This is a genomic window from Burkholderia sp. 22088, assembly GCF_052045915.1.
GTDB classification, from domain to species: domain Bacteria; phylum Pseudomonadota; class Gammaproteobacteria; order Burkholderiales; family Burkholderiaceae; genus Burkholderia; species Burkholderia cepacia.
Genome location: NZ_JBQEPY010000019.1, coordinates 1 through 25,738, shown reverse-complemented (window position 1 = coordinate 25,738; position 25,738 = coordinate 1). Strand labels below are relative to the sequence as shown.

Annotated in this window: 26 protein-coding genes; 18 read left to right on the top strand and 8 right to left on the bottom strand. The window is 64.1% G+C overall.

Features of this window, described 5'->3' with window-relative positions; genetic code table 11:
* Positions 1-59 precede the first annotated feature (59 nt).
* The 15 genes from nuoG to ACTJLD_RS30960 all read left to right on the top strand — a co-directional run bounded on the left by nuoG (position 60) and on the right by ACTJLD_RS30960 (position 15,013).
* Complete coding sequence (nuoG, locus tag ACTJLD_RS31030) at positions 60-2,390, top strand: NADH-quinone oxidoreductase subunit NuoG (RefSeq protein WP_119337211.1); 2,331 nt, start codon at positions 60-62, stop codon at positions 2,388-2,390.
* Positions 2,391-3,458 (top strand): NADH-quinone oxidoreductase subunit NuoH, encoded by a 1,068-nt coding sequence (nuoH, locus tag ACTJLD_RS31025; protein ID WP_027786869.1) that lies wholly within the window; start codon positions 2,391-2,393, stop codon positions 3,456-3,458.
* Between the two features lie 10 nt (positions 3,459-3,468).
* Positions 3,469-3,957, top strand: a complete 489-nt coding sequence (gene nuoI / locus ACTJLD_RS31020) for an NADH-quinone oxidoreductase subunit NuoI (protein WP_009691265.1) — start codon at positions 3,469-3,471, stop codon at positions 3,955-3,957.
* Between the two features lie 103 nt (positions 3,958-4,060).
* Positions 4,061-4,711: an NADH-quinone oxidoreductase subunit J gene (locus ACTJLD_RS31015; RefSeq protein WP_021162815.1), complete on the top strand. Its 651-nt coding sequence runs from the start codon at positions 4,061-4,063 to the stop codon at positions 4,709-4,711.
* Positions 4,712-4,729: 18 nt separating this feature from the next.
* On the top strand, positions 4,730-5,035 hold the full coding sequence (nuoK, locus tag ACTJLD_RS31010; RefSeq protein WP_006478272.1) for an NADH-quinone oxidoreductase subunit NuoK: 306 nt from the start codon (positions 4,730-4,732) through the stop codon (positions 5,033-5,035).
* 17 nt (positions 5,036-5,052) lie between these two features.
* Positions 5,053-7,107, top strand: a complete 2,055-nt coding sequence (gene nuoL / locus ACTJLD_RS31005; protein WP_021162816.1) for an NADH-quinone oxidoreductase subunit L — start codon at positions 5,053-5,055, stop codon at positions 7,105-7,107.
* A 16-nt stretch (positions 7,108-7,123) separates the two neighbouring features.
* Positions 7,124-8,614 carry an NADH-quinone oxidoreductase subunit M gene (locus ACTJLD_RS31000; RefSeq protein ID WP_021162817.1) on the top strand — a complete coding sequence of 497 codons (1,491 nt, stop codon included), beginning with the start codon at positions 7,124-7,126 and terminating at the stop codon, positions 8,612-8,614.
* A gap of 36 nt (positions 8,615-8,650) precedes the next feature.
* On the top strand, positions 8,651-10,105 hold the full coding sequence (nuoN, locus tag ACTJLD_RS30995) for an NADH-quinone oxidoreductase subunit NuoN (RefSeq protein ID WP_027786870.1): 1,455 nt from the start codon (positions 8,651-8,653) through the stop codon (positions 10,103-10,105).
* On the top strand, positions 10,105-10,401 hold the full coding sequence (locus tag ACTJLD_RS30990; protein WP_021162819.1) for a DUF2818 family protein: 297 nt from the start codon (positions 10,105-10,107) through the stop codon (positions 10,399-10,401). Before nuoN ends, ACTJLD_RS30990 begins: the two co-directional genes overlap by 1 nt.
* Positions 10,402-10,437: 36 nt before the next feature.
* Complete coding sequence (locus ACTJLD_RS30985) at positions 10,438-11,028, top strand: NUDIX domain-containing protein (protein ID WP_440660537.1); 591 nt, start codon at positions 10,438-10,440, stop codon at positions 11,026-11,028.
* Between the two features lie 136 nt (positions 11,029-11,164).
* The gene (locus ACTJLD_RS30980; RefSeq protein ID WP_048020504.1) at positions 11,165-11,587 is read left to right on the top strand and encodes a DUF1178 family protein; all 423 of its coding nucleotides are present in this window, start codon (positions 11,165-11,167) and stop codon (positions 11,585-11,587) included.
* A gap of 104 nt (positions 11,588-11,691) precedes the next feature.
* Positions 11,692-12,888: an acyl-CoA dehydrogenase family protein gene (locus tag ACTJLD_RS30975; protein WP_111942572.1), complete on the top strand. Its 1,197-nt coding sequence runs from the start codon at positions 11,692-11,694 to the stop codon at positions 12,886-12,888.
* A gap of 19 nt (positions 12,889-12,907) precedes the next feature.
* Positions 12,908-14,041, top strand: coding sequence for an acyl-CoA dehydrogenase family protein (locus ACTJLD_RS30970; protein WP_440660535.1), 1,134 nt, complete (start codon positions 12,908-12,910; stop codon positions 14,039-14,041).
* Positions 14,042-14,078: 37 nt separating this feature from the next.
* On the top strand, positions 14,079-14,540 hold the full coding sequence (locus tag ACTJLD_RS30965; RefSeq protein ID WP_060207752.1) for a MaoC family dehydratase: 462 nt from the start codon (positions 14,079-14,081) through the stop codon (positions 14,538-14,540).
* Entirely contained in the window at positions 14,537-15,013 is a 477-nt protein-coding gene (locus ACTJLD_RS30960; RefSeq protein WP_124534249.1) for a MaoC family dehydratase, read from the top strand. The genes ACTJLD_RS30965 and ACTJLD_RS30960 overlap by 4 nt, the downstream gene beginning before the upstream one ends.
* Positions 15,014-15,060: 47 nt before the next feature.
* Here the strand turns inward: ACTJLD_RS30960 and ACTJLD_RS30955 are convergent, their stop codons facing one another.
* Complete coding sequence (locus ACTJLD_RS30955; RefSeq protein WP_440660532.1) at positions 15,061-15,753, bottom strand: glutathione binding-like protein; 693 nt, start codon at positions 15,751-15,753, stop codon at positions 15,061-15,063.
* A gap of 204 nt (positions 15,754-15,957) precedes the next feature.
* On the bottom strand, positions 15,958-16,749 hold the full coding sequence (locus ACTJLD_RS30950) for an oxepin-CoA hydrolase, alternative type (protein ID WP_027786878.1): 792 nt from the start codon (positions 16,747-16,749) through the stop codon (positions 15,958-15,960).
* A 202-nt stretch (positions 16,750-16,951) separates the two neighbouring features.
* On the opposite strand from ACTJLD_RS30950, the gene ACTJLD_RS30945 reads away from it, so the two are divergent.
* A complete protein-coding gene (locus ACTJLD_RS30945; protein WP_059676525.1) occupies positions 16,952-17,608 on the top strand; it encodes a glutathione S-transferase family protein in 657 nt (218 codons plus the stop codon).
* Between the two features lie 42 nt (positions 17,609-17,650).
* Here ACTJLD_RS30945 and ACTJLD_RS30940 read toward each other — a convergent pair whose 3' ends face one another.
* A complete protein-coding gene (locus ACTJLD_RS30940; protein WP_027786880.1) occupies positions 17,651-18,823 on the bottom strand; it encodes a pyridoxal phosphate-dependent aminotransferase in 1,173 nt (390 codons plus the stop codon).
* Positions 18,824-18,857: 34 nt separating this feature from the next.
* Positions 18,858-19,337, bottom strand: a complete 480-nt coding sequence (locus tag ACTJLD_RS30935; RefSeq protein WP_124815240.1) for a putative toxin-antitoxin system toxin component, PIN family — start codon at positions 19,335-19,337, stop codon at positions 18,858-18,860.
* A 57-nt stretch (positions 19,338-19,394) separates the two neighbouring features.
* Between ACTJLD_RS30935 and yaaA the strand changes: the two genes are divergently transcribed.
* Both yaaA and ACTJLD_RS30925 read left to right on the top strand, forming a co-directional pair.
* Positions 19,395-20,177 (top strand): peroxide stress protein YaaA, encoded by a 783-nt coding sequence (gene yaaA / locus ACTJLD_RS30930; RefSeq protein ID WP_021162829.1) that lies wholly within the window; start codon positions 19,395-19,397, stop codon positions 20,175-20,177.
* Between the two features lie 137 nt (positions 20,178-20,314).
* Positions 20,315-21,469 (top strand): M14 family metallopeptidase, encoded by a 1,155-nt coding sequence (locus ACTJLD_RS30925; RefSeq protein WP_021162831.1) that lies wholly within the window; start codon positions 20,315-20,317, stop codon positions 21,467-21,469.
* 82 nt (positions 21,470-21,551) lie between these two features.
* Here ACTJLD_RS30925 and ACTJLD_RS30920 read toward each other — a convergent pair whose 3' ends face one another.
* The 4 genes from ACTJLD_RS30920 to ACTJLD_RS30905 all read right to left on the bottom strand — a co-directional run bounded on the left by ACTJLD_RS30920 (position 21,552) and on the right by ACTJLD_RS30905 (position 25,360).
* Positions 21,552-22,205, bottom strand: a complete 654-nt coding sequence (locus tag ACTJLD_RS30920; RefSeq protein WP_060193485.1) for a BspC domain-containing protein — start codon at positions 22,203-22,205, stop codon at positions 21,552-21,554.
* A gap of 139 nt (positions 22,206-22,344) precedes the next feature.
* The gene (locus ACTJLD_RS30915; RefSeq protein ID WP_060319535.1) at positions 22,345-23,019 is read right to left on the bottom strand and encodes an energy-coupling factor ABC transporter permease; all 675 of its coding nucleotides are present in this window, start codon (positions 23,017-23,019) and stop codon (positions 22,345-22,347) included.
* A gap of 75 nt (positions 23,020-23,094) precedes the next feature.
* Positions 23,095-23,931: a response regulator transcription factor gene (locus ACTJLD_RS30910; protein WP_060193490.1), complete on the bottom strand. Its 837-nt coding sequence runs from the start codon at positions 23,929-23,931 to the stop codon at positions 23,095-23,097.
* A 211-nt stretch (positions 23,932-24,142) separates the two neighbouring features.
* Positions 24,143-25,360 (bottom strand): DUF2863 family protein, encoded by a 1,218-nt coding sequence (locus ACTJLD_RS30905; protein WP_060319536.1) that lies wholly within the window; start codon positions 25,358-25,360, stop codon positions 24,143-24,145.
* Positions 25,361-25,738: the final 378 nt, after the last annotated feature.

Sequence of the window (25,738 nt, the reverse complement as noted above, 5' to 3'; positions counted from 1 at the left end):
AGCGCACGGTCGGGCGAAGGCGCGAACGGGCGGAAATAGGTTAAGGACCATTCACCATCATGGTTGAACTTGAAATAGACGGCAAGAAGGTCGAGGTGCCCGAAGGCAGCATGGTGATCCAGGCTGCGCACAAGGCGGATACGTACATTCCTCACTTCTGCTATCACAAGAAACTGTCGGTTGCGGCCAACTGCCGGATGTGTCTCGTCGAAGTCGAGAAGATGCCGAAGGCCGTGCCTGCCTGTGCGACTCCCGTGTCGGCCGGCATGATCGTCCATACGCAATCCGACAAGGCCGTGAAGGCGCAGCAGTCGGTGATGGAATTCCTCCTCATCAACCACCCGCTCGACTGCCCGATCTGCGATCAGGGCGGCGAATGCCAGCTGCAGGATCTGGCGGTCGGCTACGGCAAGTCGTCGTCGCGCTACTCGGAAGAAAAGCGCGTGGTGTTCCACAAGAACGTGGGCCCGCTGATCTCGATGGAAGAGATGTCGCGCTGCATCCACTGCACGCGCTGCGTCCGCTTCGGCCAGGAAATCGCCGGCGTGATGGAGTTCGGCATGCTGGGCCGCGGCGAGCACTCGGAAATCACGACGTTCGTCGGCAAGACGGTCGATTCCGAAATGTCGGGCAACATGATCGACCTGTGCCCGGTCGGCGCGCTGACCAGCAAGCCGTTCCGCTACAGCGCCCGTACGTGGGAACTGTCGCGCCGCAAGTCGGTGAGCCCGCACGATTCCGTCGGCGCGAACCTTGTCGTGCAGGTGAAGAACAACCGCGTGATGCGCGTGCTGCCGTTCGAGAACGAAGCGATCAACGAATGCTGGATCTCGGACAAGGACCGCTTCTCGTATGAAGGCCTCAACAGCGAAGAGCGCCTGACGAAGCCGATGCTGAAGCAGGGCGGCCAGTGGATCGAAACTGACTGGCAGACCGCGCTCGAATACGTCGCGAAGGGCCTGAAGGGCATCGCCGCGGATCACGGCGCGAACGCGCTGGCGATGCTCGCGAGCGCGCACAGCACCGCCGAAGAGCTGTTCCTCGTGAAGCAGCTCGCCAACGAACTGAAGACGCCGAACGTCGATTTCCGTCTGCGTCAGCAGGATTTCTCGGCGCCGGTCCAGGGCGCACCGTGGCTCGGCATGCCGATCGCCGACCTGTCGAACGTGGATGCCGCGTTCGTCGTCGGTTCGTTCCTGCGCCGCGACCACCCGCTGTTTGCCGCCCGCCTGCGTCAGGCCGCGAAGAACGGCGCGAAGCTGCACTTCCTGCACGCGACCGGTGACGATGCACTGATCCCGACCGCACAGCGCATCGTTGCCGCGCCGTCGGCATGGCTCGACCAGCTGGCCGGCATCGCTGCCGCGGTCGCGCAACTGCGCGGCGTCGCGCTGCCCGACGCGCTGGCTGGCGTCACCGCATCGCCGGCCGCGCAGGCTGTCGCCCAGTCGCTCGCGAACGGCGAACGCCGTGCGGTGCTGCTCGGCAACGTCGCGGTCCGCCATCCGGAATTCGCGAAGCTGCACGCCGTCGCCAAGTGGATCGCCGACAACACCGGCGCCACGTTCGGCTTCCTGACGGAAGCGGCGAACACGGTCGGCGCGCACGTCGTCGGCGCACTGCCGGGCGAAGGCGGCCTGAACGCACGTGAAGCGTTCGCGCAGCCGCGCAAGGGCTACGTGCTGCTGAACGTCGAGCCGGAATTCGACACTGCTGATCCGGCACAGGCGCTGGCCGCGCTGAACCAGGCGGAAATGGTCGTCGTGATGTCGCCGTTCAAGCACGGCCTCGACTACGCCGACGTGCTGCTGCCGGTCGCGCCGTTCACGGAGACGGCCGGTACGTACGTGAATGCGGAAGGCACCGTGCAGAGCTTCAACGGCGTCGTGCGCCCGCTCGGCGACACGCGTCCGGGCTGGAAGGTGCTGCGCGTGCTCGGCAGCCTGCTCGGCCTGCCGAACTTCGAATACGAGACCGCGGAAGAGGTGCGTCTCGCTGCGCTTGGCGACGCCGGCGTCGCGGGCCGCCTGTCGAACCAGACGTCGGTCGCGCCGGTGCGCGCCGCCGCGAATGCCGCGAACGGCGGCTTCGAGCGTCTGGCCGATGTGCCGATCTATCACGCCGACGCGCTCGTGCGCCGCGCAGGTGCGCTGCACCTGACGGCCGCCGCGAAGGCGGCGAATGCCGCAGCCCTGCCGGCCGTGCTGTTCGACAAGCTGGGCTTGAAGGAAGGCGACGCGGTGCGCGTGCGCCAGGGCGAGCGTGCGGTGCAGTTGCCGGCCGTGCGCGACGCGAATCTTGCGGAGACGGTCGTTCGCGTGTCGGCGGCAACGCCTGCCGGCGCAGCGCTCGGCAGCCTGTCCGGTGAACTGGTGGTGGAGAAGGCGTAAATGAGCTTGTTCGATACGATCAACGCGGGCGGGTCCCAGCTTCTCGGCTTCGCATGGCCGACGGTGTGGGCCGTCGTGCGCATCCTCGTCGTCTCCGTCGTCATCCTGCTGTGCGTCGCGTACCTGATTCTGTGGGAACGCAAGCTGATCGGCTGGATGCACGTGCGTCTCGGCCCGAACCGCGTCGGCCCCGGCGGCCTGCTGCAGCCGATCGCCGACGTGCTGAAGCTGCTGCTGAAGGAAGTCATTCAGCCGAGCGCCGCCAGCCGCTGGCTGTACCTGATCGCGCCGGTGATGACCGTCGTGCCGGCGTTCGCCGTGTGGGCCGTGATCCCGTTCCAGGCCGAAGCGGTCCTCGCGAACGTGAACGCGGGCCTGCTGTACGCGATGGCGATCTCTTCGATCGGCGTGTATGCGGTGATTCTCGCGGGCTGGGCATCGAACTCGAAGTACGCGTTCCTCGGCGCGATGCGCGCCGCGGCACAGATGGTGTCGTACGAAATCTCGATGGGCTTCGCGCTGGTGCTGGTGCTGATGACGGCCGGCAGCCTGAACCTGTCGGAAATCGTGGGTTCGCAACAGCACGGTTTCTTCGCCGGCCACGGCGTGAACTTCCTGTCGTGGAACTGGCTGCCGCTGCTGCCGGCGTTCGTCGTCTACTTCATTTCGGGCATCGCCGAAACGAACCGCCACCCGTTCGACGTGGTGGAAGGGGAGTCGGAAATCGTTGCCGGTCACATGATCGATTACTCGGGCATGGCGTTCGCGCTGTTCTTCCTCGCCGAGTACATCAACATGATCGTGATCTCGGCGCTGGCTGCGACGCTGTTCCTCGGTGGCTGGGACGCACCGTTCGAATTCCTGTCGTTCATCCCGGGCATCTTCTGGCTGGTGCTGAAGGTCTTTGCACTGCTGTCGGTGTTCATCTGGGTCCGCGCGACGTTCCCGCGCTACCGTTACGACCAGATCATGCGTCTGGGCTGGAAGGTGTTCCTGCCCGTCACGGTGATCTGGGTGGTCGTGGTCGGCTGCTGGATGATGTCGCCGCTGAACATCTGGGTGAAGTAAGGACGAAATCATGACGGCTATCCAACACTTCTTTAAGACCTTCTTCCTGACCGAGCTGCTGAAGGGGCTCGCGCTGACCGGTCGTTACACGTTCAAGCGCAAGTTCACCGTGCAGTTCCCGGAAGAGAAGACCCCGATTTCGCCGCGCTTCCGCGGGCTGCATGCGCTGCGCCGCTATGAAAACGGCGAAGAGCGCTGCATCGCGTGCAAGCTCTGCGAGGCCGTGTGCCCCGCGATGGCGATCACGATCGAATCGGAAACGCGCGCGGACAACACGCGCCGCACGACGCGCTACGACATCGACCTGACGAAGTGCATCTTCTGCGGTTTCTGCGAAGAGAGCTGCCCGGTCGATTCGATCGTCGAGACGCAGATTCTCGAGTACCACGGCGAAAAGCGCGGCGACCTGTATTTCACGAAGGAAATGCTGCTCGCGGTGGGCGATCGCTACGAGAAGGACATCGCCGCGGCGAAGGCTGCCGACGCGCCGTATCGTTGATTGTGTTTGCAGTGCCGGCCCGAAGCCTGGGCCGAGCCGCCGCGACGGGTGCGGGCGTCCCGCAAGCCGCGCCTGACTATGGCCTAACGATGAACCGGTAATCATGGAATTCACGACCGTACTGTTCTACATCTTCGCGCTGCTCCTGGTGGTATCAGGGCTGAAGGTGATCACTTCGCGCAACCCGGTGGCGTCTGCGCTTTTCCTTGTGCTGGCGTTCTTCAACGCCGCCGCGATCTGGATGCTGCTGGAAGCGGAGTTCCTCGCGATCCTGCTGGTGCTGGTCTACGTGGGCGCCGTGATGGTGCTGTTCCTGTTCGTCGTGATGATGCTGGACATCAACATCGACTACCTGCGCCGCGACTTCAAGCGCTTCGTCCCGATGGCGACCGTGGTCGGCGCGATCATCGTGATCGAAACCGCGCTGATCCTGTGGCGCGGTTACGGCGACACGCAGACGGTGCACGCGATGGCGACGGGTGAGATGGCCAACTGGTCGAACACGCGACTGATCGGCAAGGTGATCTACACCGACTACATCTTCGCGTTTGAAATCGCCGGCCTCGTGCTGCTGGTCGCGATCATCGCCGCGATCGGGCTGACCGAGCGCAAGGGCAAGGACAGCAAGCGCCAGCGCGTGTCGGATCAGGTCAAGGTGCGCCGCAATGACCGTGTGCGCCTCGTGAAGATGGAAGCGGACAAGCCGCAGCCGGAAACGGCGCAGAGCGAAGCCGGTTCGGGCACCAACGGCTAAGCGGAGGAAAGGAAAACCATGCTGACTCTTGCTCATTACCTCGTGCTCGGCGCGATCCTCTTTGCGATCGCGATCGTCGGGATCTTCCTGAACCGCCGCAACGTCATCATCATCCTGATGTCGATCGAACTGATGCTGCTGGCGGTGAATACCAACTTCGTCGCGTTCTCGCACTACCTCGGCGATGTGCACGGCCAGATCTTCGTGTTCTTCGTGCTGACGGTCGCCGCAGCGGAAGCCGCGATCGGCCTCGCGATTCTGGTGACCCTGTTCCGTAAGCTCGACACGATCAATGTCGAGGATCTCGATCAGCTCAAAGGTTAATTTCAGGCAACGCTGTTATGTCAACGACACTCAATGAAAACCTGCTGCTGGCGATTCCGCTCGCTCCGCTGGCCGGCTCGCTGATTGCGGGGCTGTTCGGGAACGCAGTCGGGCGCAAGGGCGCACACCGGATCACGATCCTCGGCGTAATGATCGCGTTCCTCCTGTCGGCGAAAGTCTTCTTCGACGTGATGGGCGGCGCAAGCTTCAACGCGACCGTCTACGAATGGATGAACGTCGGCTCGCTGAAGCTCGAAGTCGGCTTCCTCGTCGATTCGCTGACCGCGATGATGATGGTCGTCGTGACCTTCGTCTCGCTGATGGTGCACGTGTACACGATCGGCTACATGGCGGAAGAAGACGGCTACCAGCGCTTCTTCTCGTACATCTCGCTGTTCACGTTCTCGATGCTGATGCTCGTGATGAGCAACAACTTCCTGCAGCTGTTCTTCGGCTGGGAAGCGGTGGGTCTGGTGTCGTACCTGCTGATCGGCTTCTACTTCACGCGTGAGAGCGCGATCTACGCGAACATGAAGGCGTTCCTCGTGAACCGCGTGGGCGACTTCGGCTTCCTGCTCGGCATCGGCCTGCTGCTCGCATTCGCCGGCTCGATGAACTACGGCGAAGTGTTCGCGAAGCGCGCGGAACTCGCGAGCCTGCACTTCCCGGGCACCGACTGGGGCCTGCTGACCGTGGCCTGTATCTGCCTGTTCATCGGCGCGATGGGTAAATCGGCACAGTTCCCGCTGCACGTGTGGCTGCCGGACTCGATGGAAGGCCCGACCCCGATCTCGGCGCTGATTCACGCGGCGACGATGGTGACGGCCGGCATCTTCATGGTGTCGCGCATGTCGCCGCTGTTTGAACTGTCGGATACCGCGCTGTCGTTCGTCACGGTGATCGGCGCGATCACGGCGCTGTTCATGGGCTTCCTCGGCATCATCCAGAACGACATCAAGCGGGTGGTCGCCTACTCGACGCTGTCGCAGCTCGGTTACATGACGGTCGCGCTGGGCGTGTCCGCGTATCCGGTCGCATTGTTCCACCTGATGACGCACGCGTTCTTCAAGGCGCTGCTGTTCCTCGGCGCCGGCTCGGTCATCATGGGCATGCACCACGACCAGGACATCCGCAACATGGGCGGCCTGCGCAAGTACATGCCGATCACGTGGATCACGTCGCTCATCGGTTCGCTCGCGCTGATCGGTACGCCGTTCTTCTCGGGCTTCTACTCGAAGGACTCGATCATCGACGCGGTGAAGCTTTCGCACCTGCCGGGTTCGGGCTTCGCGTACTTCGCGGTCGTCGCGAGCGTGTTCGTCACGGCGCTGTACTCGTTCCGCATGTATTTCCTGGTGTTCCACGGTGAAGAGCGCTTCCGCAAGCCGAAGCATCCGGAATCGCCGATGGGCATGGCGGCCGCGCACGGCCACGACGACCACGGTCATGGCCATGGTCATGACGACCACGCGCACGAGCCGCACGAGACCCCGTGGGTCGTGTGGGTGCCGCTGGTCCTGCTGGCGATCCCGTCGGTGATCATCGGTGCAATCGCGGTCGGCCCGATGCTGTTCGGCGACTTCTTCCAGCACGGCGTTGCATTCGACAAGGTGATCTTCATCGGCGAAAACCACCCGGCGCTGGCCGAGATGGCCGAGGAGTTCCACGGTTGGGTGGGCATGGGTCTGCACTCGGTGTCGGGTCTGCCGGTCTGGCTCGCGCTCGCCGGTGTCGTTGTCGCCTGGTTCCTGTACCTGAAGCGTCCGGATCTGCCGGCGTCGATCCGCCGCGCGTTCGGCCCGATCTACACGCTGCTGGACAACAAGTACTACATGGACAAGATCAACGAAGTGGTGTTCGCCCGTGGTTCGGTGGCGATCGGCCGCGGCCTGTGGAAGGAAGGTGACGTCGTCGTGATCGACGGCCTCGTCAACGGCAGCGCCCGGTTCATCGGCTGGTTCGCCAGCGTGATCCGCTTCCTCCAATCCGGTTACATCTATCACTACGCGTTCGCCATGATCATCGGCATGCTGGGGCTCCTGACCCTGTTTGTAACGCTCGGCGGCAAATAAGGCGGGGGACAACTTAATGCACGCTTTTCCGATTCTCAGTACCGCGATCTGGCTGCCGATCGTTTTCGGCCTCCTCGTGCTTGCGGTGGGTAATGACAAAAATCCGGGGACGGCCCGCTGGATCGCGCTGATCGGTTCGCTGCTCGGCCTCGCGGTCACGATCCCGCTGATCACGGGCTTCGATTCGAGCACGGCTGCGCTGCAGTTCGTCGAGAAGTCGACCTGGATCGAGCGCTTCGACATCGCGTATCACCTCGGCGTCGACGGCATCTCGATGTGGTTCGTCGTGCTGACCGCGCTGATCACGGTGATCGTCGTGATCGCCGCATGGGAAGTCATCACCGAGAACGTCGCGCAGTACCTCGCGGCGTTCCTGATCCTGTCCGGGATCATGATCGGCGTCTTCTCGGCGGCCGACGGCCTGCTGTTCTACGTGTTCTTCGAAGCGACCCTGATCCCGATGTACATCATCATCGGCGTGTGGGGCGGCCCGAACCGCGTGTATGCGGCATTCAAGTTCTTCCTGTACACGCTGGCCGGCTCGCTGCTGATGCTGGTCGCGCTGATCTACCTGTACACGGAAACGCATTCGTTCGACCTCGCGACGTGGCAGAACGCCAAGATCGCGATGACGCCGCAGATCCTGCTGTTCATCGCGTTCTTCCTCGCGTTCGCGGTGAAGGTGCCGATGTGGCCGGTGCACACGTGGCTGCCGGACGCGCACGTGGAAGCGCCGACGGGCGGCTCGGTCGTGCTGGCCGCGATCATGCTGAAGCTCGGCGCGTACGGTTTCCTGCGCTTCTCGCTGCCGATCACGCCTGACGCGAGCCACTTCCTGGCCCCCGTCGTGATCACGCTGTCGCTGATCGCGGTGATCTACATCGGCCTCGTCGCGATGGTGCAGGCCGACATGAAGAAGCTGGTCGCGTATTCGTCGATCGCGCACATGGGCTTCGTCACGCTCGGCTTCTTCATCTTCAACCAGCTCGGCGTTGAAGGCGCGATCATCCAGATGATCTCGCACGGCTTCGTGTCGGGCGCGATGTTCCTCTGCATCGGCGTGCTGTACGACCGCGTGCACTCGCGCCAGATCGCCGATTACGGTGGCGTCGTCAACGTGATGCCGAAGTTCGCGGCGTTCGCGATGCTGTTCTCGATGGCCAACTGCGGCCTGCCGGGCACGTCGGGTTTCGTCGGCGAGTTCATGGTGATTCTCGCGGCCGTCCAGTACAACTTCTGGATCGCATTCGGCGCGGCGTTCACGCTGATCCTCGGCGCTGCTTACACGCTGTGGATGTACAAGCGCGTGTATTTCGGCGCGGTGGCGAACGACCACGTTGCCAAGCTGAAGGACATCGGCCGTCGCGAATTCCTGATGCTGGCCGTGCTCGCCGCGTTCACGCTGCTGATGGGCCTGTATCCGAAGCCTTTCACCGACGTGATGCACGTTTCCGTGGAAAACCTCCTCTCCCATGTCGCGCAGTCCAAGCTGCCGCTGGCGCAGTAATCGCGAGCGGAGGAAATCAAGATCATGAACGCTCCTATGAATGTCCTGTTGCCTGACGCGCTGGTGATGGCCGCCATCGTCGTCGCATGGCTGAACGACACCTTTACCGGTGCTTCCGGCCGCCGCCTGACTTACCTGATCGCGGTTGTTTCGTCGGTCGTCGCCGGCGTGTGGTTCGCGGTGCAGGCACTCGACCCGCAGCAGTACTACTTCTTCTCGAAGATGGTCGTCGTCGACTCGTTCGCGAGCACGATGAAGGCCGTCGTGTCGTTCGGTTTCGCGGTCTCGCTCGTCTATTCGCGCAAGTACCTCGAGGATCGCGACATGTTCCGCGGCGACGTGTTCCTCCTCGGCATGTTCTCGCTGCTCGGCCAGCTGGTGATGGTGTCGGGCAACAACTTCCTGACGCTGTACCTCGGTCTCGAACTGATGTCGCTGTCGCTGTACGCAGTCATCGCACTGCGCCGCGACGCCGCGCAGTCGAGCGAAGCCGCGATGAAGTACTACGTGCTGGGCGCGCTCGCGTCGGGCTTCGTGCTGTACGGCATCTCGATGCTGTACGGCGCGACCGGCTCGCTCGAGCTGGGCGAGGTGTACAAGGCGGTCGGCGGCAACACCGACGCAGCCGTGCTGATGTTCGGCGTGGTCTTCATCGTCGCCGGTATCGCGTTCAAGCTCGGCGCCGTGCCGTTCCACATGTGGGTGCCGGACGTCTACCAGGGCGCACCGACCGCGATGACGCTGTTCGTCGGCGGCGGCCCGAAGGTTGCCGCGTTCGCGTGGGGCCTGCGCTTCCTGGTGATGGGCCTGCTGCCGCTCGCGCAGAACTGGCAGACCGCGCTCGTGATCCTCGCCGCGCTGTCGCTGATCGTCGGCAACATCACCGGTATCGTCCAGCGCAACATCAAGCGGATGCTCGCGTACTCGGCGATCTCGAACATGGGCTTCGTGCTGCTCGGCCTGCTCGCAGGCATCGTGAAGGGCGACGCGTCGGCGCCGGCGAATGCATACAGCTCGGCGATGTTCTACGCGATCGTCTACCTGATCACGACGCTCGGCTCGTTCGGCGTGGTGATGCTGCTCGCACGCCGCGATTTCGAAGCCGACACGATCGACGACTTCAAGGGCCTCAACAAGCGCAGCCCGGTGTTCGCGTTCGTGATGATGGTCATGATGTTCTCGCTGGCAGGCATCCCGCCGACCGTCGGCTTCTACGCGAAGCTCGCCGTGCTCGAGGCGACCGTCAACGCGGGCCTCACGTGGCTGGCCGTGCTGGCCGTGATCACGTCGCTGTTCGGCGCGTTCTACTACCTGCGCATCGTGAAGCTGATGTACTTCGATGCACCGCAGGATGCAACGCCGATCACGGGCGATTTCTGCAAGCGCACGATCCTCGTGCTGAACGGCCTGGCGGTCGTCGTGCTCGGCCTGATCCCGAGCCCGCTGCTGACGGCCTGCCTGCAGGCAATTCGCCACACGCTGCCGCTGTAATGTCGGCAGCCGGCTGGTTTATCGTGCTGTTGGCGTTCGTCTGCGCCAACCTGCCGTTCCTGAACCAACGCCTCTTCGCCGTCGTGCCGTTCGGCGCGACGAAGAAGGGCGGGTGGGTGCGGATCGGCGAGCTGATCGTGCTGTACTTCATCGTTGGCGCGCTCGGCTTCTGGCTCGAGTCGCGCGCCGGCAACCGCTTCGAACAGGGCTGGCAGTTCTACGCGATCACGTTCAGTCTTTTCGTCGTGTTCGCGTTTCCCGGCTTCACGTTCCAGTATCTCGTCAAACGACGCTGACGGCTTCGGCCGTCGCGCTCATTCCCGGAGCCGCCGATGGCCGAACTACCCAATCACGACGCCGCACTGACCGAAACCTGCCTCGAGAGCGAGGCGATTTTCGACGGCGCGTTCCTCAAGCTCAAGCGCGATATCGTCCGCCTGCCGGATGGCAAGAAGGCCACGCGCGAATACGTCCAGCATCCGGGCGCGGTGATGGTGATCCCGCTGTTCGACGACGGCCGCGTGCTGATGGAAAACCAGTTTCGCTACCCAATCGGCAAGGTGATGGCCGAATTCCCGGCCGGCAAACTCGACCCGAACGAAGGCGCGCTCGCCTGCGCGGTGCGCGAACTGCGCGAGGAAACGGGTTACACCGCACGCGAGTACGTGTTCCTGACCCGCATTCATCCGATCATTTCCTACTCGACCGAATTCATCGACCTGTACCTGGCGCGCGGGCTGACGGCCGGCGAGCGCAAGCTCGATGAGGGCGAATTCCTCGAGACCTTCACCGCGACGCAGGCCGATTTGAAGGAATGGGTGCGCACGGGCCAGATTTCCGACGTGAAGACGATCATCGGCACGATGTGGCTCGACAAGGTGCTGTCCGGTACGTGGCCGCTCGGACCGGTCCTGACGCCCTGAGTGCGGCGTCAGCGGCGGGTGGGGCGCCGCGTTACAATCCGGTGACGCGACGCCTCCACGTCGCGCGATCGGTAATTAGCACGGTCGTTCACAAAACCGCTTTTTGCGCTACACTCGCCACACGCCCTGATTCAGCATGAAGGTCCTCGATTTGCAGTGCCCGCACGGTCATCGGTTCGAAGGCTGGTTCGCTTCCGCCGATGAATTCGAAGCGCAGTTGTCCCGCAAGCTGGTCGAATGCCCGGTGTGCGGAACGACCGAGGTCAACCGTCTGCCGTCGGCGCCGCGCCTGAATCTGTCGGGTGCGACGCAGGCACAGCCGGCCGATCCGCGCGCAATGCAGGCGCAGGTGATGCGTGCACTGCGCGAGGTGCTGGAGAAAACCGAGAATGTGGGCGAGCGCTTCGCCGAGGAAGCGCGGCGCATCCATTACAACGAGGCGCCGGCACGCAGCATTCGCGGTGTCACGACGCCCGAAGATGCGCAATCCTTGGCCGAAGAAGGCATCGACGTGATGCCGCTGCCGATTCCTGCCGCGCTGAAAGAACCGCTGCAATGACGTATGCAGTGGGTCCTTGCCGGGCTGGACGGCCGCGGCCTGCGTCTGCATGGGACCGGAGTAAGTGTTGAAGCACTACCTCCGGTCGACAGGAGACACTGCGCATGGATCTGGATTATTCCCCCGCCGACGACGCGTTCCGCGTCGACGTCCGCGCCTGGCTCGAGGCCAACCTGCCTCACGCACTGCGCGCCAAAGTACTCGATCACAAACGACTCGACCGCGAGGATTTCGCGAGCTGGCACCGGATTCTCGGCCAGCGCGGCTGGTCCGCGCCCGCCTGGCCGGTTGAATACGGCGGCCCGGGCTGGAACGCGACGCAACGGCACATCTGGGACGAGGAGTGCGCGCGGATCGGTGCACCGACCGTGCTGCCGTTCGGCGTATCGATGGTCGCGCCGGTGTTGATGAAATACGGCAGCGAAGCGCAGAAGCGTCATTATCTGCCGCGGATTCTCGACGGCTCGGACTGGTGGTGCCAGGGCTATTCGGAGCCGGGTTCGGGATCCGACCTCGCATCGTTGCGCACGCGCGCCGAGCGCCAGGGCGACCACTACATCGTCAACGGCCAGAAGACCTGGACGACGCTCGGCCAGTACGCCGACATGATGTTCTGCCTCGTGCGCACCGATCCGGCCGCGAAGAAGCAGGAGGGCATCTCGTTCCTGCTGATCGACATGAAGACGCCCGGCATCACGGTGCGGCCGATCGTCATGCTCGACGAGGACCACGAGGTCAACGAGGTGTTCTTCGAGGACGTGAAGGTGCCGGTCGAGAATCTCGTCGGCGACGAGAATCGCGGCTGGACCTACGCGAAATACCTGCTTGGCCATGAGCGCACCGGCATCGCGCGCGTCGGCGCGTCGAAGCGCGAGCTCGCGTTCCTGAAGCGCGTGGCGTCGAACCAGCGCAAGAACGGCAAGCCGTTGCTTGCCGATCCCGTGTTCGCCGCCAAGGTCGCGGCGCTCGAGGTCGAGCTGATGGCGCTCGAGGTGACGGTGCTGCGGGTCGTCAGCCGCGAGACGAGCGGGAAGGGGCCGGGCCCCGAGGCGTCCATGCTGAAGATCAAGGGCACGGAAGTGCAGCAGGCGCTCACCGAGCTGATGGTCGACGCGATCGGCCCGCTCGCCGCACCGTTCGACGTTCCGTTCCTCGACGGCCAGCGCGAGCACAGCATCGCCGGCGACGACGACGCGGCGCCGCTGGCCGCGTACTACTTCAACTACCGGAAGACGTCGATCTACGGCGGTTCGAACGAGATCCAGAAGAACATCATCGCGCAGATGATTCTGGGGCTGTGATCAGGGAACGGAGACAACCATGGATTTCAGCTTTACTGATGAGCAGCAGCAGTTCGCCGATGCGCTGCGCCGGTATCTCGGCGAGCAATACGGTTTCGACGCGCGTCAGGCCATCGTGCGCAGCGACGCGGGCGTGTCGGACACGCAATGGAGTGCGTTCACCGAGCTGGGGTTGACCGCGCTGCCCGTGCCGGACGCACAGGGCGGCTTCGGCGGCGGCCCGGTCGACATGCTGGTCGTGATGCAGGAACTCGGCCGCGCGCTCGTGATCGAGCCGTACTGGGCAACGGCGGTGGGTGTCGAGGCCTTGCGCATCGCCGGCTCCGGCGCCGGTGAGGATGCCGCGCTGCTGGAGGCGGTCGCGCAGGGGCAGAAACGTGTGGCGGTTGCTTTCCACGAGCCGCATGCGCGTTACGATCTGTTCGAACTCGATACGCATGCGCGCGAGCAGGGCGGCACGTACCGCCTGACGGGCACGAAGTCGGTCGTTCAGCATGGTGCGCAGGCGCATGCGTGGATCGTGCCTGCGCGCGTCGACGACGGTGGCATCGGCCTGTTCGTCGTCGAACGGGATGCCGCGAATGCGAAGGTGGCCGACTACCGGACGATCGACGGCCAGCGTGCCGCGACGATCGGTTTCAATGAAACGCCGGCGCGACTGCTGACGGGCGGGGCGCGCGACGCCGCCGCCCTCGAGCAAGTTGCCGATTACGCGACGTTCCTGCTGTGCGCGGAGGCAGTCGGCGCGCTCGACGAACTGAACCGCGCCACGGTCGAATACACGAAGACGCGCGAACAGTTCGGCATGCCGATCGCGCGTTTCCAGGCACTGCAGCACCGGATGGTCGACATGCTGATCCATGCCGAGCAGGCACGTTCGCTGACCTACCTGGCAGCCGTGCGCTACGCGAGTGGCGATGCCGACGCGCGGCGCAAGGCGGTGTCGGCCGCGAAAGCGCGTGTCGGCGCCGCCGCGCGTTTCGTCGGCCAGCAGGCCGTTCAACTGCACGGCGGCATGGGCGTGACCAACGAGGTCGCCGCGGCGCACCTGTTCAAGCGGCTGACGATCATCGAGACGACGCTCGGCGACACCGATCATCATCTTGGGCGCATCGCGGCACTGCCCGATTTCGCGCAGGCCGACGCGGCATGACGGCGACGCGCGAGCGCGCCAGACAAGGAGACATCTAGTGGGCATCAGTTACGAAGACCTGGTGGTCGGCAGCACCACCGAAGTGGGCCGTTACACGTTCGAACCCGACGACATCAAGACGTTCGCGCAACGCTACGATCCGCAGCCGTTCCATCTCGACGAAGAAGCCGGGAAGGCATCGCATTTCGGCGGGCTTGTCGCGAGCGGCTGGCATACGTGTTCGGTGTTCATGAGCCTGCTCGTCAAGAAGCTCGGCCAGGACTCGACCAGCATGGGCTCGCCGGGCATCGACTCGATCCGCTGGCTCAAGCCGGTGCGTGCGGGCGATACGATCACGATGTACCAGAAGGTCCACGACAAGCGCGTGTCGGAGAGCAAGCCCGACCGCGGTATCGTGTCGACGGAATGGGTCGGCGTGAACGAGGCCGGCGAGACGGTGATTACCGTGCACACGAAAGTGATCTTCGGGCTGCGCCATCCGGGAGGCGTGCAGGCATGACGGAGATGACGTTGCCGCTGATCGCGTCGGCGCAGGCGCTGCAGGCACGCGTCGGCGCGGAGCCGCTCGCGAGCGGCTGGATCGCGATCGACCAGCATCGCGTCGACGGGTTTGCCGACGCGACCGGCGATCATCAATGGATTCACGTCGATCCCGAGCGCGCGCGACGCGAGTCGCCGTTCGGCGGGCCGATCGCCCACGGGTTCCTGACGCTGTCGCTGATTCCGGCGTTGATGACCGACGCGATGCGTTTTGAGCAGAAGATGGGCGTGAACTATGGACTGAACCGCGTGCGGTTCCTGAAGCCGGTGCCGGTCGGCGCGCGCGTGCGTGCGCTGTTTGCGGTAAAGGAAACCGCCGAGGCCGCCCGGGACGGCGTGCAGGTGACGTGGTCGGTGACGATGCAGGTCGAGCGTCCCGATGCGCCGCTGCCGGTTTGCGCGGCGGAATTCATCACGCTGCATTACTTCTGAAGCGGGGAGCGGCATGCATGGATGCCGCTCCGCCCGTCACTTGCGTGTCAGTGCTTCGCGTATTGCGTTGCGCCGAACAGCACCTCGCGTGCCTTGTCGTCCTGCAGCGCCTTGCGCATCGACGCGAGCACTTCGACACCGCGCTGCACGGCCGGCCGTGCGGCGATCGTGTCGTACCAGCGCTTCACGTTCGGCAATTCGTCGAGCACGATGCCCTGGTTCTGCCATGAGCGCGTCCACGGGAACGTCGCAATGTCCGCGATCGTGTACGTGTCGCCCGCGAGATATTCGGATTCGCCGAGTCGCTTGTCCATCACGTTGTACAGGCGTTTCGCCTCGTTCGTGTAGCGGTTGACCGCATACTCGATCTTCTCCGGCGCATACAGGCGGAAGTGGTGCGCCTGCCCGAGCATCGGCCCGACGCCGCCCATCTGGAACATCAGCCATTCGAGCGTTGCATAGCGTGCGGCCGGATCGGTCGGCAGGAACTTGCCGGTCTTCTCCGCGAGGTAGATCAGGATCGCGCCCGATTCGAACAGCGAGATCAGCTTGCCGCCGGGGCCGTCCGGATCGACGATCGCGGGGATCTTGTTGTTCGGGCTGATCTTCAGGAATTCTGGCTTGAACTGGTCGCCTGCGCCGATATCGACCGGATGGACACGATAGGCGAGGCCCGTTTCCTCGAGCATGATGTGCACCTTGTGGCCGTTCGGGGTCGCCCAGCTATAGACGTCGATCATCGTGAACTCCTTTGTTGCGTGCGCGAAAACGGCGCTGGCAGCGCCGCGACAGGCGGTCATTAGAGCATGGATCGATGCGCGCTGCTGGCGACGCAAATGTGCGTGCCGATACGGGTACGCGGGCGAGCAAGCGCTCGCCGCTGACGTCGCGCGCGGCGCTTCGTGGCGGATGCGTTCAGGCAGGTGGAACGCGGGCGTGGTGGCTCAGCGCTTGTAGCGGGGCGGGCGCTTCTCGAGAAATGCGGTGATGCCCTCGAGCCCGTCCGCATGATGCAGCGACGCGACGAAATGATCGCGTTCGGTGCCGAGATGCGCGTCGAGCGGTTGCGTCGTTGCGTCGTCGAGCAGCGACTTGATGCGCGTGAGCGCGTTCGGCGAGATGCCGGCGAGTGCATCGGCCCATGCCAGCGCGTCGGTCAATGCCGCGCCCGGTACGGCGAGCCGGTTGACGACGCCGAGCGTGTGCAGACGTTCGGCTGCGACGGGTTTGCCTTCGAACAGGATCTCGGCCGCGAGCGCGCGCGGCAGTGCGCGGGCGATGAACCACGAACCGCCCCCGTCGGGTGTCAGGCCGACACGCGCGTATGACATCACGAATTTCGCATCGTGCGCGGCGACGATCAGGTCGCACGCGAGCGCGAGCGAAAAGCCCGCGCCGGCCGCCGCGCCTTCGACCGCCGCGATCACCGGCTTCGTCGAAGCGTGGATCGCCGTTACCCATGCGGCGAGCTGATCGATGCTGTCGGCCTGGTAGGACGGATCCTTCGAGCGGTTGTCGAGCAGCCGGTTCAGGTTGCCGCCCGCGCAGAAGAAGCGATCGGCGCCGGTGAGCACGACAGCGCGAATCCCGGGATCGCGCTCGGCGGTGGCGAGCGCCTCGACGCCGGCCGCGTACATGTCGGGATGCAGCGCATTGCGTGCGCCGGGATTGGATAGCGTGAGGACGAGCGTCGAGTCGCTCTCGGGCGGACGCGAAGCCAGCAGTTCAGCACTCATGCGAGCGTGTCTCCATCGGATGGCGGGGCTGCGGCGCCACGCACGCCGCGCACGCGGATGCGGCCGATGCCGTAGCGGATGTAATGTTGTCGTGACGAACGCAATACTTGCTTTAGACTAGCACGAACGTGCTTTTCGGCGCGACGAATCTCGCTGCGGCCGGCACCGTTGCGGCCGCGTTCCAGCAACGAAGGAGACTCCGATGCTACAGCTGTGCGGTATTCCGTTGTCCAACTATTACAACAAGGTGAAGTTCGTCCTGCTCGAGCACGACATTCCGTTCGAGGAGTCGGTGTGCGGTTTGCCGATCAGCGATCCGGCCCGGCTCGCCGATTCGCCGCTCGGCAAGATTCCGTTCCTGAAGACCGAAGAAGGCGCATTGTTCGAGTCGCAGGTGATCATCGAATACCTGGCGGCGCGTTATCCCGAGAAAGGCATTTTCCCGGCGAGCCCGTTCGCGGCCGCGAAGGTGCGCGAACTGGTCGAGACGCTCGAGCTGTATCTCGAATGGATGGCGCGCGAGGTCTATACGGAAGCGTTTTTCGGCGGCAAGGTCAGCGACGGGACGAAGGCGCACGTCGAGAAGCGCCTGCCGCGCGCGATCGATGCGTTCAAACAGATGACGCAATTTTCGCCGTATGTGCTCGGCGAGTCGTTCGGCCTCGCCGACATCGCCGCATGGGTCCATCTGCCGGTCATCGGGATGGCGACGAAAGCCATTTTCGGACGCGATTTCCTGCTCGACGCGGGCATCGACTGGAAGGCGCACGCGAAGATCGTCGGCGAGCGTCCGGCCGCGCAGCGCGTGGCAGCCGAGCGCAAGGCGTACATCGAGGCGACGAGCGTCGCGCGTTCGTAAACGCGGTTCCTGCAAGGCGGCCCCTGGCCGCCCGTGCGGGACTTACAGGCGGGCGAGCCGTTCGAGCGCGGATGCGAGCGTGCTTTCCTGCTTCGCGAAGCAGAAGCGTACGACGCCCGATTCGTGCGGCTCGTGATAGAACGCCGACACCGGAATGGCGGCCACGCCGATCTCCGACGTGAGCCACTTCGAGAATTCCGCTTCCGGCAGGTCGCTGATCGCCGAATAATCGACGCACTGGAAGTACGTGCCCGTGCAGGGCAGCAGCTTGAAGCGCGTACGCTCGAGGCCGGCCCGGAAGAAGTCGCGCTTCTTCTGGTAGAAGTCGGCAAGCGTCAGGTACGGTGCCGGGTCGCGAAGGTAGTCGGCGAGCCCGACCTGCATCGGCGTGTTCACCGTGAACACGTTGAACTGGTGGACCTTGCGGAATTCGGCGGTCAGCGCGGCAGGGGCTGCGACATAACCGACCTTCCAGCCCGTCACGTGATAGGTCTTGCCGAAGCTCGATACGATGAAGCTGCGCGCGGCAAGTTCAGGATAGCGCGCGACGCTCTCATGGCGCGCGCCGTCATAGACCATGTGCTCGTAGACCTCGTCGGACAGGATCAGCACGTTGGTGCCACGCACGATCTCTTCGAGCTTGCGCATGTCCGCCTCGCGCCACACGGTACCCGTCGGGTTATGCGGCGTGTTGATCAGGATCATGCGCGTTTTCGGCGTGATTGCAGCCGCCAGACGGTCGAACGGAATCGCGTAGTCGGGCGCCTCCAGCGTGACGAACACAGGTGTGCCGCCCGCGAGTTCGATCGACGGCAGGTAGCTGTCGTAGGTCGGCTCGACGACGATCACTTCATCACCCGGATGCACCGTGCACAGGATCGCGGTCAGGAGTGCCTGCGTCGCGCCGGCCGTGACGGTGATTTCGGTCGCCGGATCGTAACGCCGGCCGTAGACCTGCGCGATCTTGTCTGCGATCGCCTCGCGCAGCGGTGCGACACCGGCCATCGGCGGATACTGGTTGTGCCCGTTGCGCATCGCGGCGGCAACCGCATCGACGATGCGCGGATCGCAGTCGAAATCCGGAAAGCCCTGGCCGAGGTTCACGGCGCCTTTTTCTGCTGCAAGCGCGCTCATGACCGTGAAGATCGTCGTGCCGACGTTCGGCAGGCGCGAAGGGAAAACGGGAGTCGTTGGCATGTCTGAAGGAGCGTTCATCGATACGGTCGAAATCGGGTGGTGTTGCGGTGCGTCAAGCCGGCGTGGCGTCGAGCGCGCAGGCCTCGGCAAAGGGGGCCGGTTGCGCGATCCGGAAGCCGAAATCGCGCGCAGTGCGCTTCGCGAGCTTCAGCAGCGCGCGGTCTTTCGACACGAGCCAATCGGCCTGGGCGGCGCGGGCGAGTTCAAGAAACTTCTGGTCGTCGCGGTCCTTGCACTTCGGCAGCGGCGGCGCGTCGGCGTCGACGGCCGGCGGCTCGACGAGGCTCGCCAGGCGAGCGACGGTTGCGAGCGCGGCCGCCTTGTCGACGGCGCGCGCCTGGAACTGCGGATAATCGAGCACATACTCGAGTTCGGTCAGGCAGCGGCCGTCGATCACGGCGGTAAGCGTGCCGCGTTCGAGCGCGGCGCGGATCGGGCGCGTAGCGGGGTCGTCGAATACGAGGATGTCGATCCAGACGTTCGAGTCGAGCACGACGCGATGCGCGGCATGCGGGGCGGGAGAGCGGGTCATTCGTTACAATCGGTGGTTTTCGTCTGACCGCAAGGCACGGCGTGCCAGCGAGCCTCTATGATAATCGTTCTCTCTCCCGCCAAATCCCTCGACTACGATACGCCCGCGCACGTCCAGTCTTACACGAAGCCTGCATTCGTCGACGACGCGTCCGAGCTGATCGACGGCCTGCGCAAGCTTTCGCCGCAGGACATCGCGACGCTGATGGATATCTCCGATCCGCTTGCACGCCTGAATTTCCAGCGCTACGCGGACTGGTCGCCGACCTTTACGCCGGCCAACGCGAAGCAGGCCGTGCTCGCATTCAACGGCGACGTATATGAAGGATTCGACGCCAAATCGCTGTCGTCCGCCGATCTCGACTATGCGCAGCAGCACGTGCGCGTGCTGTCGGGGCTGTACGGGCTGCTGCGTCCCCTCGATCTGCTGCAGCCGTACCGTCTCGAGATGGGTACGCGTTTCGCGAACGCGCGCGGCAAGGATCTGTACGCGTTCTGGGGCGACCGCATCACGCGGGCGCTGAACGAGCAGCTCGAAACGCGCAGCGGCGCGGCGCGCGTGCTCGTCAACTGCGCATCGACCGAATACTTCAAGTCGGTCAAGCCGAAACTGCTGGCCGCGCCCGTCGTCACGCCGGTGTTCGAGGACTGGAAGGGCGGCCGCTACAAGATCATCAGCTTCCATGCGAAGCGTGCGCGCGGCCTGATGGCGCGTTTTATCGTCGAGAACCGGATTGCCGACCCGAAGGCGCTGAAGGAATTCGCGACGGAAGGCTATGCGTTCGATGCGGCTGCGTCGAACGATTCGACTTACGTATATCGCCGGCGAGTCGGCGAGTGACCCTGCCGGCCGTTCACGAGACGGCCGGTGCATGCATGAGGCCGGGCAAGCGCTATACCGCCTGTTCCGGTCGCCAGCTTTACATGTGACCGGTGTAAGCGCTAAAGCGCTAACTCCGGTCGACAAAGGAGAGACAGATGGCCCTTTCGATCACCAGCAATTTCGACGCAGGCGCAATCGACGTCGTGTCGTGCGACAGCCCCGATGCGATTCGGTTGCGCGTGCGCGGCGACAACCGCTCGGAATTCGCGCAATGGTTTTACTACCGCTTGACGGGCGCGCGCGGCGAGCGCTGTGTGATGACGTTCGAGAATGCTGCCGAATGCGCGTATCCGTCGGGCTGGCGCAATTACAGCGCGGTGGCGAGCTATGACCGGGTCGACTGGTTCCGCGTGCCGACGACGTTCGACGGCAAGACGATGACCATCGACCATACGCCGGAATTCGACAGCATCTACTACGCATATTTCGAACCGTACTCGGAAGAGCGTCATGCGGCATTTCTCGGTGCGGTCCAGCAGTTGCCGCAGGCGAGCGTCGTCGAACTCGGTCGCACGGTCGAAGGTCGTCCGATGTCGCTGCTGACGCTCGGTACGCCGGAGACCGACGGCGCACCGAAGAAGAAAGTGTGGATCATCGCGCGCCAGCATCCCGGCGAGTCGATGGCCGAGTGGTTCGTCGAAGGCCTCGTCAAGCGGCTGGCCGGATGGGGCGACTGGGCCGGCGATCCGGTCGCGCGCAAGCTCTACGATCGTGTGACGTTCCACATCGTCCCGAACATGAATCCGGACGGCAGCGTGCATGGCAACCTGCGCACCAACGCGGCGGGCGCGAACCTGAACCGCGAGTGGATGGCGCCCGATGCCGAGCGCAGCCCCGAGGTGCTGGCCGTGCGCGATGCGATCCATGCGATCGGCTGCGACATGTTCTTCGATATCCACGGCGACGAGGATCTGCCGTACGTGTTCGTTGCCGGGTCGGAAATGCTGCCGAGCTTTACCGAGCAGCAGGGCAAGGAGCAGACCGCGTTCATCGAGGCGTTCAAGGTTGCGAGCCCGGACTTCCAGACTGAGCACGGCTATGCGGCGAGCAAGTACAAGGAGGACGCGCTCAAGCTCGCGTCGAAGTACATCGGCCACCAGTTCGGCTGCCTGTCGCTGACGCTCGAGATGCCGTTCAAGGACAACGCGAACCTGCCCGACGAGCGAGTCGGCTGGAACGGCGAGCGAAGCGCGGCGCTCGGCGCGGCGATGCTGGCTGCGATCCTGGTGCACGTCGACACGTTCGCGTAAGCGCAGCGTCGCCGTATGAAAAAAGCCGGGGCATCTCAGGATGCTCCGGCTTTTTTGCTTCTGTCGATGTCGCTTCGTCGAATCAGGACTTCTTCGCGCTCTTCTTCACGACCTTCTTCTGTCCGCTCGACTTTTTCGTTGCGGCGGCCTTCTTGCTGCCGGTGCGGCTCGATGCTTTCGCCTTGACCTTGCCTCGGTGTGACTTGCCCTTGAACTTCTTCGTCGAGGACGTGGAGCGCTCGACGCGCGGCTTCAGCGGCGGAACCGGGTCGTTCCAGCTGAAGGCGAGCATTTGCTGACCGACATAGCCGCATCGGAATTTCAGCGGCGTCGGGTCGCTGCCGTCGCTGTGGATACCGAGTCCGTCGACAGTGACGATATTGTCGACCTTCACGCGCTGCTTGCCCTGGTCGAACGAGTCGTTCCATGGCGTGATTGTCGCGTTGCCGCTGTCGAATGTGTTCGGCGCGAAGTCGACGCGGTCGAACGCCGACGACGTGCTGGCGATGAAGCTGCCGTGCGCCGCACAATCGGCGGCGAGCGGATCGGCATGCATTTCGTTGACGAATTTGTTGATCAGTTCGGAGCGCTGGTCGAGCAGGTCGGCGAATGCCGGTGTCGGAAGCGCAAGCGACAGGCCCGCAATACAGGCTGCCAGCTTGCCGAGCGCCCGGAAAATCCGGAGCGACGCAGGAGAGCTGTCCATCTGGTTATTGGTGAGGAGCGAATGAGACATCGGGCACGTATAGATGCCCGATGAAGAACCGGAGTTCAATCTTAGCGTAAAAAAGTTGTGCGGCAGTAGATGTCGCATTCTGCCGCACCGCGCGAGGCCCTGCCGGCGGGTGATGGCGGTGCCGCCGCCGGAGGGCTATTCAGGCGCGCGGGCCGCCGAGGCGATAGCGCCGGACGTCGAAGGTCGTGACCCACGCGGGACGATAGACCGCGATGAGTGCCGTTGCCATGCCGGTGAACCACGCTTCGCCGAGTGCGAGAAGCGCAGTGTTCAGCAGATAGCCGGCCGGAATCACGACAGGCACGCCGTCCGCCAGCGCGAGCTGGACCCCGGCCGCGGCAGCGGCGACTGCGATGATTGCGATGGCCGGCGACAGGAATCCCTGGCCGGTGATGAACGACGCGAGATTGTGCGGCAACCACGCGAGTGCGGCGCGCTGCAGCAATGCCGACACGGCGACCGGCAGCGCGCCGTAGATCAGATAGGTCAGGCCAATGCCCTGCCAGGGCGCGTCGAAAATGATCGCGGCAACCGCCGTGACGGCGCCCATCGCGATCAATGCGAGTGTCCAGTCGAACAGTGTGACGAGCAGCGTCGCGCCAAGCAGATGCATGACGATGCCGTCTTCGAGCCACGCATTCGAGGCCCAGAGGACCGTAATGGCGGTGATGAGCGCAAGCCACACGTGCTGGAGCGTGGCGTCCTGCAGGCGCACGAAGGGACGATTCCAGATCGCGAGCGCGAGCAGGGCCACGGCGGCGATCCAGCCACCGATGCCAACCCAGAGCGGAAGCGGTGTGAAGAGAAAACCCATTCGTCCATATTACTCGTTGAGCATCAAAGGTGGGAATCCACACACGCCGACCGTCGCAATATCGAGACTGTCTGGCTAGCGTTCGCGCCGGAACCGCGCCGCCGGTTCAGCGGCGATCGGCAAGTCCTGCGTGCTGTCGATCGAGGCTGGCAACGGGTACGGGCGGTCTTTCCGTTGCGTACGCAGCGGAACCGGGCCCTGTTCGCCGATGGGCGGCTTGCGCGTGCGGTTGCGATTCGCCAGCAGCACCTCGAGGTGGGGCGACAGCCAGCCGTTGTAGATCGCGACCGCGGCGGCGCGGTTGGCGGCACCGAGTTGCTGGAAGATGCTGGCGAGGTGGATCTTGACGGTGCCTTCGCTGATGCCGAGCGTACGGGCGATCATCTTGTTGGTGCTGCCCATATGGACGAAGCGCATGATCTGAGCTTGGCGGGGCGACAAGAGGCCGCTCGGCGGCCGGCGGGGAAGCGATCCGGCGAGTGTCTGGAAATGGGCATCGTAGCGCGCCGCAGCAGTGGAAGGCAGCAGACGGAGCGCGATCGGCGGGATGTAATGCCCGCCCAGCAGAACGATCTCGAGCGCACGCACGATCAGGTGTGGCCGGGTGGAATGCGGGATCACGCCGGCGACACCATAGTTGAAGAAGCGCTGGATGGCTTCCGGCGATGTTTCGTCGACGAGAACGGCGACGGGTGTCGGCGAGCACGCGCTGCAGAGCGCCTGAAGCTCGCTGAGTCGGCCGACGTCGAGCCAGTCGATCGCGACGAGGTCGAAACGCTGGTTGCGCAGCAGCCTGCGCGCCTGAAAACTGTCGGGCGCATCGTTGATGCTGGCGTGACGGTCGATCTGTCGCAACAGAGCCTTCAGTCCGTCACGCCGCTCGGCGTCTGAATTGAGCATCAGGAACCGCATATTCAACCTCCTTAATGTGAGCCATTGATTTGCCGTCTGGCATGCCTTGGGTCTGATGATGACAAAGACCTTACACGATGTCTGCTTGGCTGAAAGGCTTAGGAAAAGTATGAAATTTCGGGCGGCAGGATGGCGGACAAGAAAAAAGCCGCTCCGGCGGGAACCGTGAGCGGCTTCGGACGGGCAGGCCGTCAGGGTACTGCTGTGTGGTTCAGTGAAAGTGCGGCTGGGCGGGTGACGCGTCTTCCGGCATTTCCGCGTGGACGATTTCGCCGAGCGGATCTGCGTAAAGCGGTACGCCGCAGTCGTCGCAGTATTCGGGTTCGAAGCGGCCCGCGTGCCGCCGGACGTCGGTTACACCGCATTCCTTCAGCAGGCTCACGATTTCCTCGAGCGGTCCTTCGATCGCCGCTTCGCCTTCGAGCGTCGCGCTGTCGATCGACACGTCGCCGTTTTCACGGCCGTAAAGCGGCCATACGACACCGTAGATTACGTCGTTGCTGGCACGCCGCGTGAAGCCGACACGATACTCGTCGATACGGCGTTCGCCGAAGCCGGCGACCACCGCGCGCAACTCTTGCGGTGCCGCACCAAGTGTGTCGAAAAGATAACGAATGGCGGTTCGCACCGTGTGCGGACGCACCCGTTCGTCCGCATCCCGGCAAGCCGAATAGTACGCGTCCGGAAGCAGGCATTCGAACTCGCAGCCGGGCAGGGCGATCGACAGGTTCGGGCCGCCCTGGGCCGTCCATTGCTCGAGGCACTGGCCACGCTCGATCCGGCTGCCGTTTTCCTCTTCCTGCCATCGGAACAGCGGCGCGCCGGCGGGTGCGGCGACGACGGCGAGCAGGAAGCGCGGGTCGGCCAGGATCGGCGAGGTTTCAGGCAGGTCGCCGAAGCTGAGCTTGGGGGTGTGCTGGGTGATCGCTGCATGAGCGAGCTGCTGGGCCAGCCGGTAGGTCTCGACGTGGTGCCGCGGCAACTGGTCAATGCTGTAAAGGAACGGTGCCAGGCCGACGAGGGTGCCGTTCGCAAGGACGTGTGCCTGCAGGTGCGTTCGCAGCGCGTCGGCAACGTCACTCTTGAGCGGGCCGGACGGAATCATGTAGCGCGTCCATGCGAGAACCGGGACGGCGACCAGCAGCGCGTCGAACGGTTGGCCGTCGTGCTCGATCACCATCGACTCGCTGTGCGTCTCGGCCATGTCGGCGAGCGCGCCATAGGCGTCGGGATGATTCTGCTGAAGATGGTCGAGCGCTGCGTCGAGCGTGGTCTGGTTGCCGTTGCGGACAATCTTGGCGAGCAGCGCGTCGAGCTTCGCTTCCCAGAAGCGATCCTCGATGCGGCTGCCCGACGCGAAGAGCGCAAGCGACAGACCGACCAGTTTGTCGGCATCGGGGGGGAGGCGTTTGGCGATTCGCTGGCGCATATTAAAGACGTATATAGAAAGAGGCGAAGAACCTCACATTCTAGTCCGTTCTTTGCACCATAAGCGGTCTCGTGCCAAGGCATGGCAGATCGGCCGGATTGCAGCCCTTGTAAAAAAGTTGCGTCAAACCCCTTGCGCAGTTGGAAGAGGGTGCTTAGAATCACGCCTCTTTCGCGCTAACGGAAACGCGGTGCGGGAGAGGGAAGCAAGGCTGGTGGTGTGCTGCAGTGTCGGGCGCGCGGCTGGCGAAGGAAGTTGAACCCCGCAGTCGCAACGATGTAGTGTAAAAAGTTGTTGACGAGCTGCGAAACACGGTTCATAATCTCGCTTCTCTGCTGCTGAAAACGCAGCGCTGCTGAGAAACACGAAGTTCCTCGC

What these genes read in the sequence shown, in the direction of transcription:
- nuoG (WP_119337211.1), top strand. Translation starts at nt 60, where the DNA reads ATGGTTGAACTTGAAATAGACGGCAAGAAGGTCGAGGTGCCCGAAGGC.
- nuoH (WP_027786869.1), top strand. Translation starts at nt 2,391, where the DNA reads ATGAGCTTGTTCGATACGATCAACGCGGGCGGGTCCCAGCTTCTCGGC.
- nuoI (WP_009691265.1), top strand. Translation starts at nt 3,469, where the DNA reads ATGACGGCTATCCAACACTTCTTTAAGACCTTCTTCCTGACCGAGCTG.
- ACTJLD_RS31015 (WP_021162815.1), top strand. Translation starts at nt 4,061, where the DNA reads ATGGAATTCACGACCGTACTGTTCTACATCTTCGCGCTGCTCCTGGTG.
- nuoK (WP_006478272.1), top strand. Translation starts at nt 4,730, where the DNA reads ATGCTGACTCTTGCTCATTACCTCGTGCTCGGCGCGATCCTCTTTGCG.
- nuoL (WP_021162816.1), top strand. Translation starts at nt 5,053, where the DNA reads ATGTCAACGACACTCAATGAAAACCTGCTGCTGGCGATTCCGCTCGCT.
- ACTJLD_RS31000 (WP_021162817.1), top strand. Translation starts at nt 7,124, where the DNA reads ATGCACGCTTTTCCGATTCTCAGTACCGCGATCTGGCTGCCGATCGTT.
- nuoN (WP_027786870.1), top strand. Translation starts at nt 8,651, where the DNA reads ATGAATGTCCTGTTGCCTGACGCGCTGGTGATGGCCGCCATCGTCGTC.
- ACTJLD_RS30990 (WP_021162819.1), top strand. Translation starts at nt 10,105, where the DNA reads ATGTCGGCAGCCGGCTGGTTTATCGTGCTGTTGGCGTTCGTCTGCGCC.
- ACTJLD_RS30985 (WP_440660537.1), top strand. Translation starts at nt 10,438, where the DNA reads ATGGCCGAACTACCCAATCACGACGCCGCACTGACCGAAACCTGCCTC.
- ACTJLD_RS30980 (WP_048020504.1), top strand. Translation starts at nt 11,165, where the DNA reads ATGAAGGTCCTCGATTTGCAGTGCCCGCACGGTCATCGGTTCGAAGGC.
- ACTJLD_RS30975 (WP_111942572.1), top strand. Translation starts at nt 11,692, where the DNA reads ATGGATCTGGATTATTCCCCCGCCGACGACGCGTTCCGCGTCGACGTC.
- ACTJLD_RS30970 (WP_440660535.1), top strand. Translation starts at nt 12,908, where the DNA reads ATGGATTTCAGCTTTACTGATGAGCAGCAGCAGTTCGCCGATGCGCTG.
- ACTJLD_RS30960 (WP_124534249.1), top strand. Translation starts at nt 14,537, where the DNA reads ATGACGGAGATGACGTTGCCGCTGATCGCGTCGGCGCAGGCGCTGCAG.
- ACTJLD_RS30955 (WP_440660532.1), bottom strand. Translation starts at nt 15,753, where the DNA reads ATGATCGACGTCTATAGCTGGGCGACCCCGAACGGCCACAAGGTGCAC.
- ACTJLD_RS30950 (WP_027786878.1), bottom strand. Translation starts at nt 16,749, where the DNA reads ATGAGTGCTGAACTGCTGGCTTCGCGTCCGCCCGAGAGCGACTCGACG.
- ACTJLD_RS30945 (WP_059676525.1), top strand. Translation starts at nt 16,952, where the DNA reads ATGCTACAGCTGTGCGGTATTCCGTTGTCCAACTATTACAACAAGGTG.
- ACTJLD_RS30940 (WP_027786880.1), bottom strand. Translation starts at nt 18,823, where the DNA reads ATGAACGCTCCTTCAGACATGCCAACGACTCCCGTTTTCCCTTCGCGC.
- ACTJLD_RS30935 (WP_124815240.1), bottom strand. Translation starts at nt 19,337, where the DNA reads ATGACCCGCTCTCCCGCCCCGCATGCCGCGCATCGCGTCGTGCTCGAC.
- yaaA (WP_021162829.1), top strand. Translation starts at nt 19,395, where the DNA reads ATGATAATCGTTCTCTCTCCCGCCAAATCCCTCGACTACGATACGCCC.
- ACTJLD_RS30925 (WP_021162831.1), top strand. Translation starts at nt 20,315, where the DNA reads ATGGCCCTTTCGATCACCAGCAATTTCGACGCAGGCGCAATCGACGTC.
- ACTJLD_RS30920 (WP_060193485.1), bottom strand. Translation starts at nt 22,205, where the DNA reads ATGTCTCATTCGCTCCTCACCAATAACCAGATGGACAGCTCTCCTGCG.
- ACTJLD_RS30915 (WP_060319535.1), bottom strand. Translation starts at nt 23,019, where the DNA reads ATGGGTTTTCTCTTCACACCGCTTCCGCTCTGGGTTGGCATCGGTGGC.
- ACTJLD_RS30910 (WP_060193490.1), bottom strand. Translation starts at nt 23,931, where the DNA reads ATGCGGTTCCTGATGCTCAATTCAGACGCCGAGCGGCGTGACGGACTG.
- ACTJLD_RS30905 (WP_060319536.1), bottom strand. Translation starts at nt 25,360, where the DNA reads ATGCGCCAGCGAATCGCCAAACGCCTCCCCCCCGATGCCGACAAACTG.